Genomic DNA, 16,526 nt, shown 5'->3' with positions numbered 1-16,526 from the left:
CATCGAGCGGTTCTACAACCCGCTGCGGCGGCACTCGACGATCGGTTATGTCAGCCCCATCGAGTTCGAGAAACAGGCGGGACTACATTAGGAGGGTGTCCACGGAACCGGCAGCAGGCCAGACAGCGCCGGGGTTAGCGTCGGGGACCTATACGGCACAGGATTGGCATGGGGAACGACAGGAGCAATGTCGTTGACGTCCAGCTTGATGTAGCGCTTGCCCTTTAAAAAACAGGGCTCCCGAGGGAGCCCTGTGTACTTGCAGCTAGACCACTAGCAGCTTATGCCTTTTCAACTAGCAGCTTATGCCTTTCCAACTAGCAGCTTATGCCTATCCGCACAGACGGACAATTTGATGAGGGTTTTGACTTACTTATCCGCACTTCGAATACCCACAATTCAAGCACGTCGCGCACCCGTCCATGATGACGAGGGCCTTGGTGCTGCACTTGTGGCAGAGGGTGGCGGAGGGCGGGAAGCTGGCGCCGTCGCCGGTGACGGCGATGTCTTCGGAGCTACCAGGCACCGCGCTGCCCCCATCTGCCCTTCGGGCATCTTCCCCCGCGACGGCGGGGGAAGAGGGAGCCGGGGCGCTTACTTCAGAGTTTTTTTTTGCGCGGTCTTCGTATTGCTTGCGCTTGTCGGCCAGGATGGCGCGCTGGTGGTCGCTCATCTGCGGGTCGTGGATCAGGCCGATGGACTTCATGTGCTCTTCGACGATGGCGCCCAGCTCGGCGACCAGCGACGGCATGTACACGCCGCCGGCCTTGAAGTAGCCGCCGCGCGGGTCGAACACGGCCTTCATCTCGTCCACCAGGAAAGTCACGTCGCCGCCCTTGCGGAACACGGCGCTCATGATGCGCGTCAGCGCGACGATCCACTGGAAGTGCTCCATGGATTTGCTGTTGACGAAGATCTCGAACGGGCGGCGCAGTTCGTGCTCGGTGCCGGCATTCAGCACGATGTCGTTGATGGTCACGTACATGGCGTGCTCCACCAGCGGCGACTTGATCTTGTAGGTGCTGCCGATGAGGACTTCCGGGCGCTCGATGCGCTCGTGCATCTGGATGATGTTGTCCTGCGGCAGTTCCGCTTCCACCGTGGCGCGGCTCACCGACGCGGTCGGGACGGCCTGCGCGGCCTCGCGTGCCTTGTCTTCGGGGGTGAGGACGCTGTAGCCCTTGATTTTCTTGTCGATCTTGACGGCCATGACGGTGGAATCCTGTTCTTGTCTTTTCGGGTGTTGATGGTGACGGGCGGGACCTAGTGGAGTCTTCGGGTTGGCCCCCGCCCCAACCCTCCCCCGCTTGCGGGGGAGGGAGTGGAGTACACCAGGTCTTACTTACGGGCCGCTTTTTTTGCTGCTTTCTTCGCGGCTTTCTTCGGGGCTGCCTTGCGGACGGCTTTCTTGGCCGCCTTCTTGGGCGCGGCCTTCCTGGCCGCTTTCTTCACCGGCGCCTTCCTGGCGACCTTCTTCACTGCCTTCTTCGCGGTCTTCCTGGCGGGCGCCTTCTTGACCGCTGCTTTCCTGGTGGCCTTCTTCGCGGCTTTCTTGGCGGTCTTCTTGGTCGCCTTCTTGCCGGTCACCTTCTTCTGCAGGCTGGCCGCTTCGGCCTTGGCGCTGGCGCTGGCGGCGGCCAGCTTCTTCTTTGCCTTGGCGACGGTCTTCTTGACCGCCTTGCTGGCCTTGTCGGTGCGCTTGGCCACGGCCTTCTTCGCCTTGGCGATGTCGGCCTTCACCGTCTTGCGCGCCTTCTTGGCCGCTTTCTTGGCCTTGGCCACGGTGGCGCTGGCCGTGCTGGCCACCGCTTCGCCGATCTCCACGGCCTTGTCCTTCACACTCTCGGCGGCGCCGGAGAGCGTCGCCGTGACACCATTACCGTTGCTCATGCTGCCCTCCTGTGGGCGTGGGTTGTGACGCTGCCGATGCTATACCTGTTGCGTGGGTGTTGCGGGTGAAGCTGATGCTTTGGAGTTACCTGGATATGCCCCCTCCCCCGCTTGCGGGGGAGGGTCGGGGTGGGGGCGCTTTTGAAGTGGGGAGCAAAGACAAGAGCAACTCGCTTCGCTCGCTCCCCCCACCTGCCCTCCGGGCATCCTCCCCCGCAAGCGGGGGAGGAGTACTCGCTTCCCCTTCCCCGTAGGCTGGGGGGTGTGATCCAGGGGATCAGAACTTGCCGTAGTAGCCTTCCTTGAGCGCGTCGAACAGGTTGGCGGCGGTGTGCAGTTCGCCGTCGTATTCGATCTGCTCGTTGCCCTTCACCTCGATGACGTCGCCGTCCTCCAGCTCGAAGCGGTAGGTGGTGTTCTCCAGGTCGGCTTCCTTCACCAGCACGCCCTGGAAGGCGGCCGGGTTGAAGCGGAACGTGGTGCAGCCCTTCAGGCCCTGCTGGTGGGCGTAGCGGTAGATGTCCTTGAACTGCTCGTAGGGGTAGTCCGTGGGCACGTTGGCGGTCTTGGAGATGGAGCTGTCCACCCACTTCTGCGCGGCGGCCTGCACGTCCACGTGTTCCTTGGGGCTGACGTCGTCGGCGGCGATGAAGTACTCCGGCAGCCTGGCGTCGGCGTCGTCGCTGAACGGCATGGCCTTGGGGTTGACCAGTTCGCGGTAGGCCAGCAGCTCGTACGACCACACGTCGACCTTTTCCTTCGACTTCTTGCCTTCGCGGATCACGTTGCGGCTGTAATGGTGCGCGAACGAGGGCTCGATGCCGTTGCTGGCGTTGTTGGCCAGCGACAGGCTGATGGTGCCGGTGGGGGCGATGGAGCTGTGGTGGGTGAAGCGGCTGCCCACTTCGGCCAGTTCGTCCACCAGGTCCGGGGCCACGCTGGCCACGCGCTGCATGTAGCGGCTGTACTTGGCGTGCAGCACCTTGCCGGGGATCTCCTGGCCGACCTTCCAGCCGTCGGCGGCCATTTCCGGGCGCTGGCGCAGCATGGCGGCGGTGACGGTGAACAACTCGTCCATGATCGGCGCGGCGCCCTTTTCCTTCGCCAGCGCCAGGCCCATTTCCCAGCCGGCCACGGCCATGTCGCGTGCGATGGCCTCGGTGAACTCGCAGGATTCGGGGCTGCCGTACTTGTGCCTGAGCATGGTCAGGGTGGAGCCCAGGCCCAGGAAGCCCATGCCGTGGCGGCGCTTGCGCAGGATCTCGTTGCGCTGCTGCTCCAGCGGCAGGCCGTTCACTTCGACCACGTTGTCGAGCATGCGGGTGAACACGCGCACGACTTCCTTGTATTCCTCCCAGTCGAAGCTGGCCTCGTCGGTGAACGGCTTGCGCACGAAGGTGGTCAGGTTGACCGAGCCCAGCAGGCAGGCGCCATACGGCGGCAGCGGCTGCTCGCCGCAGGGGTTGGTGGCGCGGATGTTCTCGCACCACCAGTTGTTGTTCATCTCGTTGACGCGGTCGATCAGGATGAAGCCCGGCTCGGCGTAGTCGTAGGTGGACACCATGATCATGTCCCACAGGTGGCGGGCGCGGATGTGGCCGTAGATCTTGCAGGCCACCAGGCCGTCGTCGCGGACGATGTAGTTCTTGTGGGTGGGCCAGTCGCGCCAGACGACCTTGGCGGCGTCGTCCAGGTCGATGTCGCCCTTTTCCTTGATGTTGACCGGGAACACCAGCGGCCAGTCGGCGTCGTTGTCCACGGCCTCCATGAAGCCGTCGGTGATCAGCAGCGACAGGTTGAACTGGCGCAGGCGGCCGTCCTCGCGCTTGGCGCGGATGAAGTCCTTCACGTCCGGGTGCGAGATCTCGAACGTGCCCATCTGCGCGCCGCGGCGGCCGCCGGCGCTGGAGACGGTGAAGCACATCTTGTCGTAGATATCCATGAAGGACATCGGGCCGGAGGTGTAGGCGCCGGCGCCGGCGACGAAGGCGCCCTTCGGGCGCAGCGTGCTGAACTCGTAGCCGATGCCGCAGCCGGCCTTCAGGGTCAGGCCGGCCTCGTGGACCTTGTCCAGGATGCCGTCCATCGAGTCCTCGATGGTGCCGGAGACGGTGCAGTTGATGGTGCTGGTGGCCGGCTTGTGCTGCTGGGCGCCGGCGTTGGAGGTGATGCGGCCGGCGGGAATGGCCCCGCGGCGCAGCGCCCAGACGAAACGCTCGTACCAGTAGGCGCGCTTCTCGGGGGTGGTCTCGGCATCGGCCAGGGCCCGGGCCACGCGCTGGTAGGTGCCGTCGATGTCGGCGTCCAGGGGCTCGCCCTGCTTGGTCTTCAGCCGGTACTTCTTGTCCCAGATGTCCTGGGAGGCCGGCTGCATGGGGATCAGCGTGGGGTGTTCCGTCTTGACCGCCTCGAGGCGCACCGTACTCATGGTTGTGTTGTTCTCCTGAAAACGACTGGAACCTGCTTCCTGTGAAGCGTGTTGTCTATCTGTACCGGGCGGACGTGCCGACCGCCCTCGTGGACTGCGACGGACCCGTGCCGCGGCGACGGCCCGGCGGGCCGTCGCACAGCATGCGCGGCCCCGGTTGCCGGAATGTGTTGGTGGGCCTTGTACCCGCCTGCTTGACCACAGCCACTCTCGCCCGCATGCGCCGATCCCCAAAGGCGCCAGATTTCCCAAGCATCCGCCGGAAAAACACCAGTGCTTGGGTCCATTTCGTGCTGGACCGCAACATGTAGTGGCAGCACGAGATAGGCAAACTACGCCCGGGGTCGCCATGTGTCAACCGGATCGACAGGATTTTTTCTGCTGTCCGTCACACCCGCAGGCGGGTCGCGCAGGCCCCGCGAACGCCCGTGCGCACTGAACTTCATTGCCGGTTTAAGGGTCGGTGAGCAGACTCATTCAGCTTCGCCGGGGACTTGCGGATGCGACCCGGCACCCCATCTTTCCGATCCCATGCGACGACCCGCCGACCGAACATGAAGAAAGCGATGCGCCCGCTCCCGACCCTGATGGCCCTGACCGCCGCTGCCGCCTTCGGCGGCTTCGCCGCCACCGGCCTGAACGACCTGATCCAGAAGCCGGCCCTGGCCGGTCCGCCCGCCGCCGCGGTGCCTGCCGCCGCCGCCCTGCCCACCGCCGTGGACGGCCAGGCGGTGCCGTCGCTGGCGCCGATGCTGAAGCGGGTCACTCCGGCCGTGGTCAGCGTGTACAGCCGGCAGACCGTGCGCGTGGCCAGCCCGCTGGGGCCCTTCGCCGACGACCCGTTCTTCCGCCGCTTCTTCGGCATCCCCGACGTGCCGCGCGAACGCGTCGAACGCGCGCTGGGCTCGGGCGTGATCGTCGATGCGGCCAACGGCTACATTCTGACCAACCACCACGTGATCGAGAACGCCGAAGGCGTGTCGGTCACCCTGGACGACGGCCGCACGCTGGAAGCGGAGTTCATCGGCTCGGACCCGGATACCGACGTGGCGCTGATCCGCATCCCGGCCGGCAACCTGACCGCCATCCCGCTGGCCGACAGCGACCGGCTGCAGGTGGGCGACTTCGTGGTGGCGATGGGCAACCCGTACGGACTGGGACAGACGGTCACCTCGGGCATCGTCTCGGCGGTGGGCCGCAGCGGCATCCCGGTGGCGGGCTTCCAGAACTTCATCCAGACCGACGCCTCGATCAACCCCGGCAACTCCGGCGGCGCGCTGGTCAACCTGCAGGGCCAGCTGGTCGGCATCAACACCGCCAGCTTCAACCCGCGCGGCAGCATGGCCGGCAACATCGGCCTGGGCTTCGCCATCCCGATCAACCTGGCGCGCGACATCAAGGACCAGCTGGTGGCCAACAACGGCGTGGTCCGCCGCGGCACGCTGGGGCTGGAATCGCAGGACGTGGACGAGCGCATGGCGCGCGGCCTGGGCCTGGACAACGCGCGCGGCGCGCTGGTGGCGCGGGTGTACCCCGGCTCGGCGGCGGCGGCCGCCGGCGTGCAGCCGGGCGACGTGGTGCTGGCGGCCAACGGCCAGCGCATCGACAACCGCGCGGCGCTGCACAACTTCGAGGGCCTGCAACCGGTGGGCGCGCGCATCACCCTGGACGTGCGCCGCGACGGCAGGCCGCTGCAACTGGTGGCGACCTTGAAGGAAGGCGTGCGCAACCTGGAAGGCGCCAGCATCGACCCGCGCCTGACCGGCGCGACGTTCAAGGACCTGGACGAAGCCACGCGCCAGCGCCTGGGCGTGCGCGGCGCCCTGCAGGTCAGTGCGGTCGCCGCCGGCAGCCGCGCCCACGCCAGCGGCCTGCGCACCAACGATCTGGTGCTTGCCAGCAGCAGCGGGGAGTTCGGCGACCTGGCCAGTTTCCGCGCCAGCTTCGAGCGCAAACCCGCGCAACTGGTGTTGCAGATCCGGCGCGGCAACGGCGTGGGCAGAGTGTTGATGCAGTGAGGGCCGGGATTCGGGATGGAGGGGATTCGGGATTCGGGAACGGATTCGCTTTTGCGAATCCCCAATCCCCAATCACGAATCCCAGCTTCGCCTAACAGCCCCTTCATCCGTCTGCGCTAGAGTGGCCTCATCCCCGCCCGCAGGAGATCACCATGAACAACCCCACCGCCACCGACACCGTGAAAGCCAACCTGAGCGAGGCCGGTTCGCACCTGAAGTCGGCCGCGTCGGCCGCCACCGAGGCGATCAAGGGCGCCGCCAGCGCCGCCGGCGACGAGTTGAAACTCGGCAAGGCGAACGTGAAATCCGAACTAGCCGACGGCGCGCTGTCGGGCCTGGCCGCCGCCGAAGCCGGCGGTGGCGCCGCGCGCGAACAGGTGGACGTGCTCATGGACAAGGGCCGCGACCTGGTCGACAGCGCGGCGGAACTGATCCGCGAGCGTCCGCTGACCTCGTTCGGCGTAGCCTTCGCCGCCGGCTGGATCATCGCCAAGCTGGCGCGCGGCAGCAGCGACAAGTAAGCCGTCCGCGCCGTGAGCGACGCACCGCGCGAGTCCCCCGACGCCGAAGACGAACGTCCGGCACCCCCGGGGCTGGAAGAAAGCCTGCGTGCGGTGGGTTCCGCCGGACGCGCGGCCTATGGTTCGGCCAGGGACACGGGGCGGGCATTCCGCACGCTGTTCTCCGCCGACCTGGCGCTGGCGCGCAGCGCGTTCGGCCGCGCGCTGGCGTGGTCGGGCGTGGCGATCGTGTTCGGCGCCTCGGCCTGGCTGCTGGTCGCCGCCGCGCTGATCGCGCTGATGCAGCGCTTCGGATGGTCGTGGCTGCAGTCGCTGTCGTTCGCCGCGCTGGTCAGCCTGGCCGTGACCGCCCTCGCCATATGGAAGGTCGGGCATTACTTCGATCATACCGGCCTGCACGCGACCCGCCGGCAACTGTCGCGCATGGGCCTGTTCGACGAGAGCGGCGGCAAGGACGATCCCGACGACGACGCGCCCGCCAAGGACGCACCCGGGAAAGGCACGTCGCCATGAGGTTCGAGGCGTTGCAGCAACGCGTGGCGCGCGCCGAGCAACGGGTGGAACTGCGCGCGACGCACACGCAGACGCAATGGACCACGCTGAAGCAGGCCTGGCGCGCGGGCTGGACGCCCGGCCGCATCGTCATCGCCGGTCTGGTCAGCGGCTTCCTGGTGGGCCGCGCCGAGCCGCTGCGCGCGCTGACCGGGGTGCGCTGGATGCAGATGTTCAGCGCGGTATCCGGCCTGCTGGCCACCGTGCAGGCCGCCGGCGCCGCCGAACAGGCCGAGCAGGCGGCCGACACCGCGCAGGAAGTGCAGGCCGAAGCCGAAGGCGCCACGCTGGAAGAGCCGGTGGTGGACCAGACGTTCGACGAGGACGACATCGTCGTCACCGCCCCGCGCCCGGCCGAAGCGGCGACCGAGCTTTCGGAGCGCTGAACCCCCACTGTGGGAGCGACGTCAGTCGCGACCGCGGAAACGAAGCATGCCGGATACCGGACCCCGCGGACACATCATGGCGGGATATTGCCGGTGTCGTTCCCGCCTCCCGTCGGTGAACTTTCGGGGTATTCCATTCCCGGGGTCGCGACTGACGTCGCTCCTACAGGGATGCGTCCATAATCGCCCGTCCCTTCCGGCAGCCTGCCCATGAGCACACCGTCCGTTCCCGGCGAACCGCTGCCCGACGCCACTCCGCCCCCGCCGGCATCCACCGCCTCGCCGCCTCGCCCGCGCGCTTCCGTGCCCTTGCTGGTGCTGGCCACGCTGGCGGTGGGCTACACGCTGTGGGCCGCGCAGGACGTGCTGCTGCCGGTGCTGCTGGCGATGTTCTTCGCGCTGGTCGGCAACCCGATCATCCGCCTGCTGCGCCGGCTGTACGTGCCGCGCTTCCTGGCCGCGCTGATCGTGCTGCTGGGCGGCATGACCGCGGCCGGCCTGCTGGCGCAGCAGATGCTGCCGTCGGCGATGGAATGGGCCCGCGAGGCGCCGCGCGAGCTGCGCCAGCTGGCGCCCAAGCTACGCCAGTTGACCAAGCCGATGCAGGACGCCAACCAGGCGGCGGAGAACTTCGCCCGCGCCGCCGGCGGCCAGACCGGCAGGCAGCCGCAGGTGGTGCGCACCGCGCAGGACGACCCCTACCGCATGCTTATCGCCACGCCGCGCCTGCTGGCCTCGCTGCTGGCGGTGGTGCTGCTGACGTTCTTCTTCATGGTCTACGGCGAGAACCTGCAACGCAACGCGATCGCCCTGCTGCCCGGCCGGCAGAAGAGGAAGTTCACCGTCGGCATCCTGCACTCCATCGAGCGCGAGGTGTCGCGCTACGTGCTGACCATCAGCCTGATCAACACGGTGGTGGGGCTGGTCTTCGCCGGCGCGCTGTACCTGCTGGAACTGCCGCTGCCGGAGGCGCTGCTGTGGGGCACGGTGGTGGCGCTGCTGAACTTCGCGCCGTACGTGGGCCCGCTGATCGGGATGGTGGCGATGCTGCTGGTGGGCTTCATCACCTTCGACGATCCGTGGCGGTCGCTGCTGCCTGCGGCCGCGTATCTGGTGTTGCACACGATCGAGGGCCAGATCGTCACGCCGATCGTGCTGGGCCGGCGGATGGCGCTGTCGCCGCTGGTGCTGATCCTGGCGCTGATGCTGTTCGGCTGGCTGTGGGGGATCATCGGGCTGTTGCTGGCGGTGCCGCTGCTGGTGTGCGTGAAGCTGGTGCTGGCGCGGGTGGAAGGGATGGAAGGCTGGGCGCGCTTGCTCGAGTAGGGTGCGCCCCGGCGCACCACATGCTGACCGCGATGACCCGAGCCCCTCTCCACCGGGAGAGGGGTTGGGCTGAGGGCCGAACGAAGCCCACCTGTTTCTTGTCTCCCGCACCGGTTACGTGCGCAATTCACTCGAAACGTTCACTTGCATTGAACGAAATACGTTCACTCTTCGGAAGGGGCTGTGCTGCTTCCAGCATGGCGCGCTCGCCGCGAGGCGTCACTTTCTTTGCTTGTGCAAAGAAAGTAACCAAAGAAAGCACACCCCAGGCGGCGCGCCCTGCGTGCTTCGCACTCCGGGTCCGCAAGCGGGCCGGGAATTTTCGTAAGGCACATCCTTGTGCCATACGAAAACGCCGCCCATCCGGGGCGGCGCCCTACGGGTTTTACCCGGCCCGCTTGCCGCGCCTAAATGGGGGCCCCTAAGAGCCAGAGACAAAAGCAAAGGCAAAGGCGCGCTCCGGTTGTGTCAGTCCTGGCTTTCGGGGCCCCTTTAGGTCCGGCAGTCCCGGCAGGTCAAACCCCGCAGGGGCGGCGCACAAGGATGTGCGCCGTTTCCGGATGACACAGGATGTGTCTTCCGGAAATTCCTGCCGGGACTGCGCACCCGCCACGCAGTGGCGGGCGGACCGCCGGGGTGTGCTTTCTTTTGCCTACTTTTCTTTGCACAAGCAAAGAAAAGTAGGGCCCCGCGGCGAGCGGCGCCATGCCGGAAGCAAAGCAAGTCATGCCGAAGGTGCAATGGCTTCAGTCTGGACGGATGGCGATCGTGCGCCAGGGCGCACCCTACGCATCGGATGGCGGAGGCGAACAGGCTCCGTTCGCCCCTCTCCCCAACCCCTCTCCCGCAGGGAGAGGGGCTTGTCCGCGGCCGGGTGAAGGCCACCGGGAGGGCTGGGGTAAAATCGCCCCGTGAGCTTTCCCGTCCGCGCCATCACCCTCGACCTCGACGACACCCTGTGGCCGTTCGCCCCCATCGGCGCCCGCATCGAACGCGTGCTGGACGACTGGCTGCGCGAGCACAGCCCGGCGACGGCCGCGATGTTCCCCGTCGAACGCATGCGCGCCGTGCGCGAGGAAGTGTTCGCCACCCACCCGCAGCACAAGCACGACCTCAGCACCCTGCGCCGGCTGACGCTGGAACGCGCCCTGCGCGAGAGCGGCGCCGACATGGCGCTGCTGGAACCGGCCTACGAAACCTTCTACGCCGCCCGCAACCAGGTGGAGTACTACCCCGACAGCCTGGCCGCGCTGGAACGCATCGCCGCGCGCGTACCCATCGCGGCGGTGACCAACGGCAACGCCGACCTGCAACGCATCGGGCTGACCCGCTACTTCGCCCACCAGATCCATTCGCGCGACCACGGCGCGGCCAAGCCCGAGGCCAGCATCTTCCTGGCCGCCTGCGAACGCCTGAGCGCGGCGCCGGCCGACGTGCTGCACGTGGGCGACCACATCGAGATGGACGTGCTGGGCGCCGCGCGCGCCGGCCTGCGCAGTTGCTGGATCAATCGCCCCGGCGATGACGGCCGACCGCAGGCGTGGACGCACGACACGCTGCGCCCCGACCTGGAATTCACTACCCTGACCGCACTGGCCGACTGGCTGGACGCGCATCCCCACTTCGCCACGGAGCATGCCGTCGCATGAGCCTCGCCAACGCCTATACCGATGCCTCCGCCGATGCGCGTCCGTTCCACGTGCTGGAACGCGCGCAACTGGCCGCATGGCGCGCCACGCAGTCCGCCGCGATCAACGCCTGGATCGACGCGCAGAACTTCACCGCCTCCGCGGGGTCGCTGCTGCTGCTGCCCGGCGAGGACGGACTGGCCGGCGCGGTGATCGGCATCGGCGATGCGCTGGACCCGTATTCGTACGGGCACGCGCCGTTCGGCCTGCCGATCGGCGACTGGCGGTTGGCGACCGACCTGCCCGACGACGCGCGCAACGCATTGCAACTGGGCTGGGGGCTGGGCAGCTACCGGTTCGACCGCTACAAGACGCCGCCGCGCAAGCCGGCACGGCTGGTGCTGGCGCAAGCCGACGCCGAAACGCTGGACCTGCTGGCCGCCAGCCTGCGCGTGCGCGACCTGGTCAACACGCCCACCGAGCACATGGGCCCGGACGAACTGGAAACCGCCGTGCGCGAACTGGCGCAGGTCCACGGCGCGCAGGTCGAGGCGATCGCCGGCGACGCGCTGCTGGCGCAGAACTTCCCCGCCATCCATGCGGTCGGCCGCGCCTCGCACCGCGCGCCGCGGCTGGTCGCGCTGCGCTGGGGCGGCGATACTGATGAAAGCCGGGCGCATCCGCACGTGGCGCTGGTCGGCAAGGGCGTGTGCTTCGACACCGGCGGGCTGGACATCAAGCCTGCCGACGGCATGCGCAACATGAAGAAGGACATGGGCGGCGCGGCGCACGCGATCGCGCTGGCGCAACTGGTGATGGCGCGCAAGCTGCCGGTGCGGCTGACCCTGCTGGTGCCGGCGGTGGAGAACAGCATCGGCCCCAACGCCTTCCGCCCCGGCGAAGTGATCGCCACCCGCAAGGGCGTCAGCGTGGAGATCGACAACACCGACGCCGAAGGCCGCGTGGTCCTGTGCGATGCGCTGACCTACGCGGGCGAGCAGTCGCCCGATCTGCTGCTGGATTTCGCCACCCTCACCGGCGCGGCGCGCATCGCGCTGGGTCCCGACCTGCCGGCGCTGTTCGCCAACGACGATGCGCTGGCCCACGATTGGATTTCCGCCGGCGAACGCATGCGCGACCCGGTCTGGCGCATGCCGCTGTGGCGCCCCTACCTGCGCTACCTGACCAGCGGCATCGCCGACCTGGCCAACGCCGGCTCGCGCATGGCCGGCGCGGTGACCGCCGCGCTGTACCTGGAGCGCTTCGTCCCCGAGGGCACGAAGTGGGCGCACCTGGACGTATACGCGTGGAACGACAGCGACCGCGCCGGCCGCCCCGCCGGCGGCGAAGCATTGGCGTTGCGCAGCGCCTACGCGATGCTGAAGGCGCGCTACGGCGTTTGACATGCCCCTTGTGGGAGCGACGTGAGTCGCGACGGAGAAAATGAAGTGCGATCCGCGCGGATGATACGAATGAACACGGATGATGTGTCGGGAGACTTCATTCGCGCTCATCCATGCTATCCGTGGCTTGCGCTTCCCGTCGCGACTCACGTCGCTCCCACAGGCACGTGGATTCACATCGACATCTCTGTAGGAGCGGCTTCAGCCGCGACCGCACGGACGACGAATCTTTTTAGCCACAGATTGGCTCAGATCACACGGATAAAGCAAAACTTGCTCTATCCGCATCAATCCGTGGCTAAGACGATTTCCTTGTAGTGCACGGTCGCGGCTGAAGCCGCTCCTACAGAGGATCCGCTTTGTAGGAGCGCCCCATGGGCGCGATGCTCCTGTTCCTGGCATGAGGCATGGCCCCCTCCTACAGCGAACCAACGGGACGGATACCTTGCAGCAACGCCCTTCATGCCTTCGGGCACGTGGGCGCGATGCTCCGCCGCACGGATGCGCGCATCGCGCCCATGGGGCGCTCCTACAACCACCCCCGTTGCCGCGCCAACCGGTACGCTTCGATGCGGTTGGTCACGCCCAGCTTGCCGATGGCCTCGGACAGGTAGTTGCGCACGGTGCCTTGCGACAGGTTGAGCTGTTTGGCGATGTCGCCGGCCGACAGGCCTTCGCCGGCCAGCCGCAGCACCCGCCGCTCGCGGTCGTTGAGCGGATCGGCGTCGGACCACGCCTCCACCGCCAGTTGCGGGTCGATGGCGCGGCCGCCGCGGTGCACCTTGCGCAGCGCTTCGGCGAGGTCTTCCGCCGGCGCGTCCTTCAGCAGATAGCCCGACACGCCGGCTTCCAGTGCGCGGCGCAGGAAACCCGAACGCGCGAACGTGGTGACGATGACCACCTTGCACGGCAGTTCCTGCCGATGGATGCGCTGGGCCAGTTCCAGCCCGGTCAGGCCGGGCATCTCGATGTCGGTGACCAGCAGGTCGGGCTTCAACCGTTGCAGCTCGCGCCATGCGGCCTCGCCGTCCGCCGCGCTGCCGACCACCTCGATGTCGTCCTCCAGGTTCAGCAGCGCCGACAGCGCGCCACGCACCATGGCCTGGTCTTCGGCAAGCAGTACGCGGATCATCGGAAGGCCGGCAGACGGGAAGTGGACGACACGCTAGCAAATCGCCGCCCAGGATGGGAACGCCCTTGTAGGAGCGACGTAAGTCGCGACCGCACGACTCATGAGTACGGGAGCCCTGCCGAAGCGCTGGAAATTTTCGTCGTGGCCATCATGCCCTTGGGTGGCTTTGGATGACGTGCAGGCGGGCGGCAGGCGGTCGCGACTTACGTCGCTCCTACAGTGCCTTCTTCGGAGGGTACTGGGGCATCCTGCGAACCGTCGTGGTCCTCGCCGGAAATCGGCAGCGTGGCCTCCAGCTGCGTGCCCTGGCGTGGCGCGGACTCGATGCGCAGCCGGCCGCCATGCGCTTCCACGCGTTCGCGCATGCCGGTCAGGCCGTTGCCCGGTGCGATGGCGCCGCCGGCGCCGTTGTCGCGCACGCGCAGCGTCACTTCGCGTGGCGACGCCGCCAGCGACACCTCGGCGAGGCTGGCGCGGGCGTGGCGCTGGATGTTGGTGACCGCTTCGCGCAGGGTCAGCGCCAGCACGGTCTCCACCTGCGGCGGCAGACTGGCGTCGTCCGCGGCGTACCGGAACGCGACGCCATCCGTTTCCAGCAGCAGCTTGGCCGACGCCAGTTCGGCGGCCAGCCCCGCCGCGCGGATGCCGGTCACCGCGCGGCGCACCTGCGACAGCGCATCGCGGGCGACGCGGCTGACCTCGCCGATCTCGTGGCGCGCGGCCTGCGGATCGCGCTCGACCAGGCGGCCGGCCAGGTCGGACTTCAACGCCACCAGCGACAGCGTGTGGCCCAGCAGGTCGTGCAGGTCGCGGCCGATGCGCTCGCGCTCGGCCAGCGCGGCCAGCCGCCGCACTTCGTCCTGCGACAGCTTGAGCACCGCCTCGCGCTCGCGGTTGATGCGATCGACCGCGACCACGGCGCCGACCACCACCGTGACCACCGGCATCCACACCACCGCCTGCCATGGATAGCCGATGTGGCGCGCATAAGCCGCCAGCGCCACGTTCAGCACGGCGAGCAGCGCGAAGTAGCCCAGGAGGGAGCGACTGCGCCGCGGCTGCAACATCACGCAGCCGAACACGAAGTAGCTCAGCCCGGACGGATACCACGGCAGCAGCGCCAGGCACAGCCCGACCATGCCCAGCGCGCAGGCATGGGCCTTGCGCGGCGCGGCGACCAGCGTCATCGCGTACAGCCACAGGAACAGCGGATACGACGCCAGGGTCAGCAGCGCCCATCGCGCCGTGAAGCCGAACGCGCCGCCCGAGAACGCCGGCGTCAGGAACACCCATACCGACCAGACCAGGTGGACGGCGTGCGTCCACGGCGAGCGGCCCATGCGCAGGTCGTGCGCGGCCAGCGAATCCGGTCGCGGTTCCAGCCAGCGCGTCAGTGCGGACGTCTTCACGGGCGCATCCTCAGGGACAGGCGGCGATCATCGCGCGCTCACGCGGCCGCGTACAGGCGGCGGCGCGCCAACACGAAGCAGGCCGTGGCGACCGCAATCAGCACCGCGACGTGCAGGGCCGGGGACCCTCCCGCATCCACCCCGACCACCTTCTGCGCCAGTTGCGCCACGTGGTAGGCCGGCCACAGCGGCGCCAACGCCTGCAGGGCCGAAGGCAGCACCGACAGCGGGACCCACAGGCCGGACAGCAGCGCCATCGGCAGGTAGACCAGGTTGATCAGCGCGGGCGCACCGCGTCCGCCGACCAAGGTACCCAGCCACAGGCCGAGCGCGCTGAAGGGCAGCGCACCCGACAACACCGCCAGCGCCAGGCCCAGCCACTGCGCCGGCGGCAGCCGCACGCCGGCCACGCCGACCGCCAGCGCGGCCAGCAGCAGGAGCACGATGGACGAGAACAGCATCGCCATGGCCATCTTCGCCGCCAGGTAGGCGCCGGGCGGCATCGGCTGCGCGCGCTTGAGCGTCAGCAGGCCCTGCTCGCGGTCCAGCGCCACCGTCACGCCGAAGCCGAACAGCGCCACGCCCATCGTGCCGAACACGCCGTAGCCGGCCAGCAGGTAATGCGCGACGGCCGTCGAGCCGTTACGGCCGCCCAGCAGCACGCCGAACAGCAGGTAGAACAGTGGCGGGAACGACAGGCACGGCAGCGAGAACGACGGCGTGCGCAACAGGCGCAGGAACTCGTAGCGCGCTTCCAGCAGGTAGGCGCGCCACGGGGAGAACGGTGCGGGAGCGACGGCGTCCATCAGGCGGCTTCCTCCAGGGCGGGTGGGCGGGTGAGCTGGATGAACGCGTCGGCCAGGCCGGCGCGCCGCACTTCCAGTTCGGACAGGGCGGGGTCTTCGGCCAGCAGGCGACGGACGATGGGCTCGGCGCTGTCGGCGACGATCTCCAACCGCCCGCCGACCTGGCGTGCGTCGTGCACGCCCGGCCATGCCGACACCGTGGCGGCGGGCAGCGACGACGCGCAGCCGATCCGTCGCTGCGACACGCGCGAGCGGATCTGCGCCACGCTGCCCTGCGCCACCAACCGTCCCTGGTTCACCACCACCACGCGGTCGGCCAGCGCCTCGGCTTCCTCCAGGTAGTGCGTGGTCAGCAGCACGGCGCAGCCCTGCGCCGCCAGTTCGCGGATCGCCTTCCACAGGCCATGGCGCGCCTCGATGTCCAGGCCGGTGGTGGGTTCGTCGAGGAACAGCACCTGCGGACGCCCGCACACCGCCAGCGCGAACTGCACGCGCCGCTGCTGGCCGCCGGACAACTGGCCGTAGCGGCGTTCCATCAGGCCTTCCAGCCCGGCCAGCGCCACGCAATCGGCCACGCTGCGCGGCTGCGGGTAGTAGCTGCGGGTCAGTTCGATCAACTCCCGCACCTTCAGCGTGTCCGGGATGCCAGCGGTCTGCAGCATCACGCCGATGCGCCGGCGCGCGGCCAGCGCGTGCGGCGACAGGCCGAACAGTTCCGCCTGCCCCGCATCCGGCGTCTGCAACCCCAGCAACAGGCTGATCGCCGTGGTCTTGCCCGCGCCGTTCGGGCCCAGCAGGGCCAGCACCTGCCCCGCATGCAGTTCCAGGTCCAGCGCTTCCAGCGCGCAGGTCGTGCCGTAGTGCCGCCGGGCGCCGCGCAGGCGGGCCAGGACAGGAGAAGAAGCAGTTGCCATGTTCATGTCCGTGCCTCGTGGGAAGTGCGGTCATGGTGGATTGTCGCCATGCGTGTGATCAGTGGCGTTGTTCAGGCGAATCAGATGACAGGTGTCACTTGGCTGCGCCACGG

General features: G+C 68.3%; 14 protein-coding genes. 7 read left to right on the top strand and 7 right to left on the bottom strand.

Translation table 11 applies throughout. The features are described from left to right. Positions 1-373: 373 nt before the first annotated feature. From AAD027_RS14250 to AAD027_RS14240, 3 genes are all read right to left on the bottom strand, one after another. Positions 374-1,210, bottom strand: coding sequence for a TSCPD domain-containing protein (locus AAD027_RS14250; protein ID WP_341726683.1), 837 nt, complete (start codon positions 1,208-1,210; stop codon positions 374-376). 128 nt (positions 1,211-1,338) lie between these two features. Beyond that, a complete protein-coding gene (locus AAD027_RS14245; RefSeq protein ID WP_341726682.1) occupies positions 1,339-1,890 on the bottom strand; it encodes a hypothetical protein in 552 nt (183 codons plus the stop codon). A 277-nt stretch (positions 1,891-2,167) separates the two neighbouring features. Beyond that, positions 2,168-4,318, bottom strand: a complete 2,151-nt coding sequence (locus tag AAD027_RS14240; protein ID WP_341726681.1) for an adenosylcobalamin-dependent ribonucleoside-diphosphate reductase — start codon at positions 4,316-4,318, stop codon at positions 2,168-2,170. Between the two features lie 566 nt (positions 4,319-4,884). Between AAD027_RS14240 and AAD027_RS14235 the strand changes: the two genes are divergently transcribed. The 7 genes from AAD027_RS14235 to AAD027_RS14205 all read left to right on the top strand — a co-directional run bounded on the left by AAD027_RS14235 (position 4,885) and on the right by AAD027_RS14205 (position 12,152). Then, positions 4,885-6,336 carry a Do family serine endopeptidase gene (locus tag AAD027_RS14235; RefSeq protein WP_341726680.1) on the top strand — a complete coding sequence of 484 codons (1,452 nt, stop codon included), beginning with the start codon at positions 4,885-4,887 and terminating at the stop codon, positions 6,334-6,336. Positions 6,337-6,488: 152 nt separating this feature from the next. Then, positions 6,489-6,857: a hypothetical protein gene (locus tag AAD027_RS14230; RefSeq protein ID WP_341726679.1), complete on the top strand. Its 369-nt coding sequence runs from the start codon at positions 6,489-6,491 to the stop codon at positions 6,855-6,857. Between the two features lie 12 nt (positions 6,858-6,869). Further along, a complete protein-coding gene (locus AAD027_RS14225; protein WP_341726678.1) occupies positions 6,870-7,370 on the top strand; it encodes a phage holin family protein in 501 nt (166 codons plus the stop codon). After that, positions 7,367-7,795 carry a hypothetical protein gene (locus AAD027_RS14220; protein ID WP_341726677.1) on the top strand — a complete coding sequence of 143 codons (429 nt, stop codon included), beginning with the start codon at positions 7,367-7,369 and terminating at the stop codon, positions 7,793-7,795. Before AAD027_RS14225 ends, AAD027_RS14220 begins: the two co-directional genes overlap by 4 nt. A gap of 210 nt (positions 7,796-8,005) precedes the next feature. Further along, positions 8,006-9,121 (top strand): AI-2E family transporter, encoded by a 1,116-nt coding sequence (locus AAD027_RS14215; protein WP_341726676.1) that lies wholly within the window; start codon positions 8,006-8,008, stop codon positions 9,119-9,121. A 911-nt stretch (positions 9,122-10,032) separates the two neighbouring features. Continuing rightward, complete coding sequence (locus AAD027_RS14210) at positions 10,033-10,770, top strand: HAD family hydrolase (protein WP_341726675.1); 738 nt, start codon at positions 10,033-10,035, stop codon at positions 10,768-10,770. After that, positions 10,767-12,152: a leucyl aminopeptidase family protein gene (locus AAD027_RS14205; protein WP_341726674.1), complete on the top strand. Its 1,386-nt coding sequence runs from the start codon at positions 10,767-10,769 to the stop codon at positions 12,150-12,152. The genes AAD027_RS14210 and AAD027_RS14205 overlap by 4 nt, the downstream gene beginning before the upstream one ends. A gap of 529 nt (positions 12,153-12,681) precedes the next feature. Here the strand turns inward: AAD027_RS14205 and AAD027_RS14200 are convergent. The 4 genes from AAD027_RS14200 to AAD027_RS14185 form a co-directional block, all read right to left on the bottom strand. Next, the gene (locus tag AAD027_RS14200) at positions 12,682-13,284 is read right to left on the bottom strand and encodes a response regulator transcription factor (RefSeq protein WP_341726673.1); all 603 of its coding nucleotides are present in this window, start codon (positions 13,282-13,284) and stop codon (positions 12,682-12,684) included. A 203-nt stretch (positions 13,285-13,487) separates the two neighbouring features. After that, positions 13,488-14,693 carry a sensor histidine kinase gene (locus AAD027_RS14195; RefSeq protein ID WP_341726672.1) on the bottom strand — a complete coding sequence of 402 codons (1,206 nt, stop codon included), beginning with the start codon at positions 14,691-14,693 and terminating at the stop codon, positions 13,488-13,490. A 38-nt stretch (positions 14,694-14,731) separates the two neighbouring features. Continuing rightward, entirely contained in the window at positions 14,732-15,499 is a 768-nt protein-coding gene (locus tag AAD027_RS14190) for an ABC transporter permease (protein ID WP_341726671.1), read from the bottom strand. Next, entirely contained in the window at positions 15,499-16,413 is a 915-nt protein-coding gene (locus AAD027_RS14185) for an ABC transporter ATP-binding protein (RefSeq protein WP_341726694.1), read from the bottom strand. Before AAD027_RS14185 ends, AAD027_RS14190 begins: the two co-directional genes overlap by 1 nt. Positions 16,414-16,526: the final 113 nt, after the last annotated feature.

Origin of the sequence: Pseudoxanthomonas putridarboris, from assembly GCF_038321125.1 — a bacterium.
Classification (GTDB): domain Bacteria; phylum Pseudomonadota; class Gammaproteobacteria; order Xanthomonadales; family Xanthomonadaceae; genus Pseudoxanthomonas_A; species Pseudoxanthomonas_A putridarboris.
The sequence above is the reverse complement of the archived record's forward strand: the minus strand, read 5'-3'. Positions and strand labels throughout refer to the sequence as shown.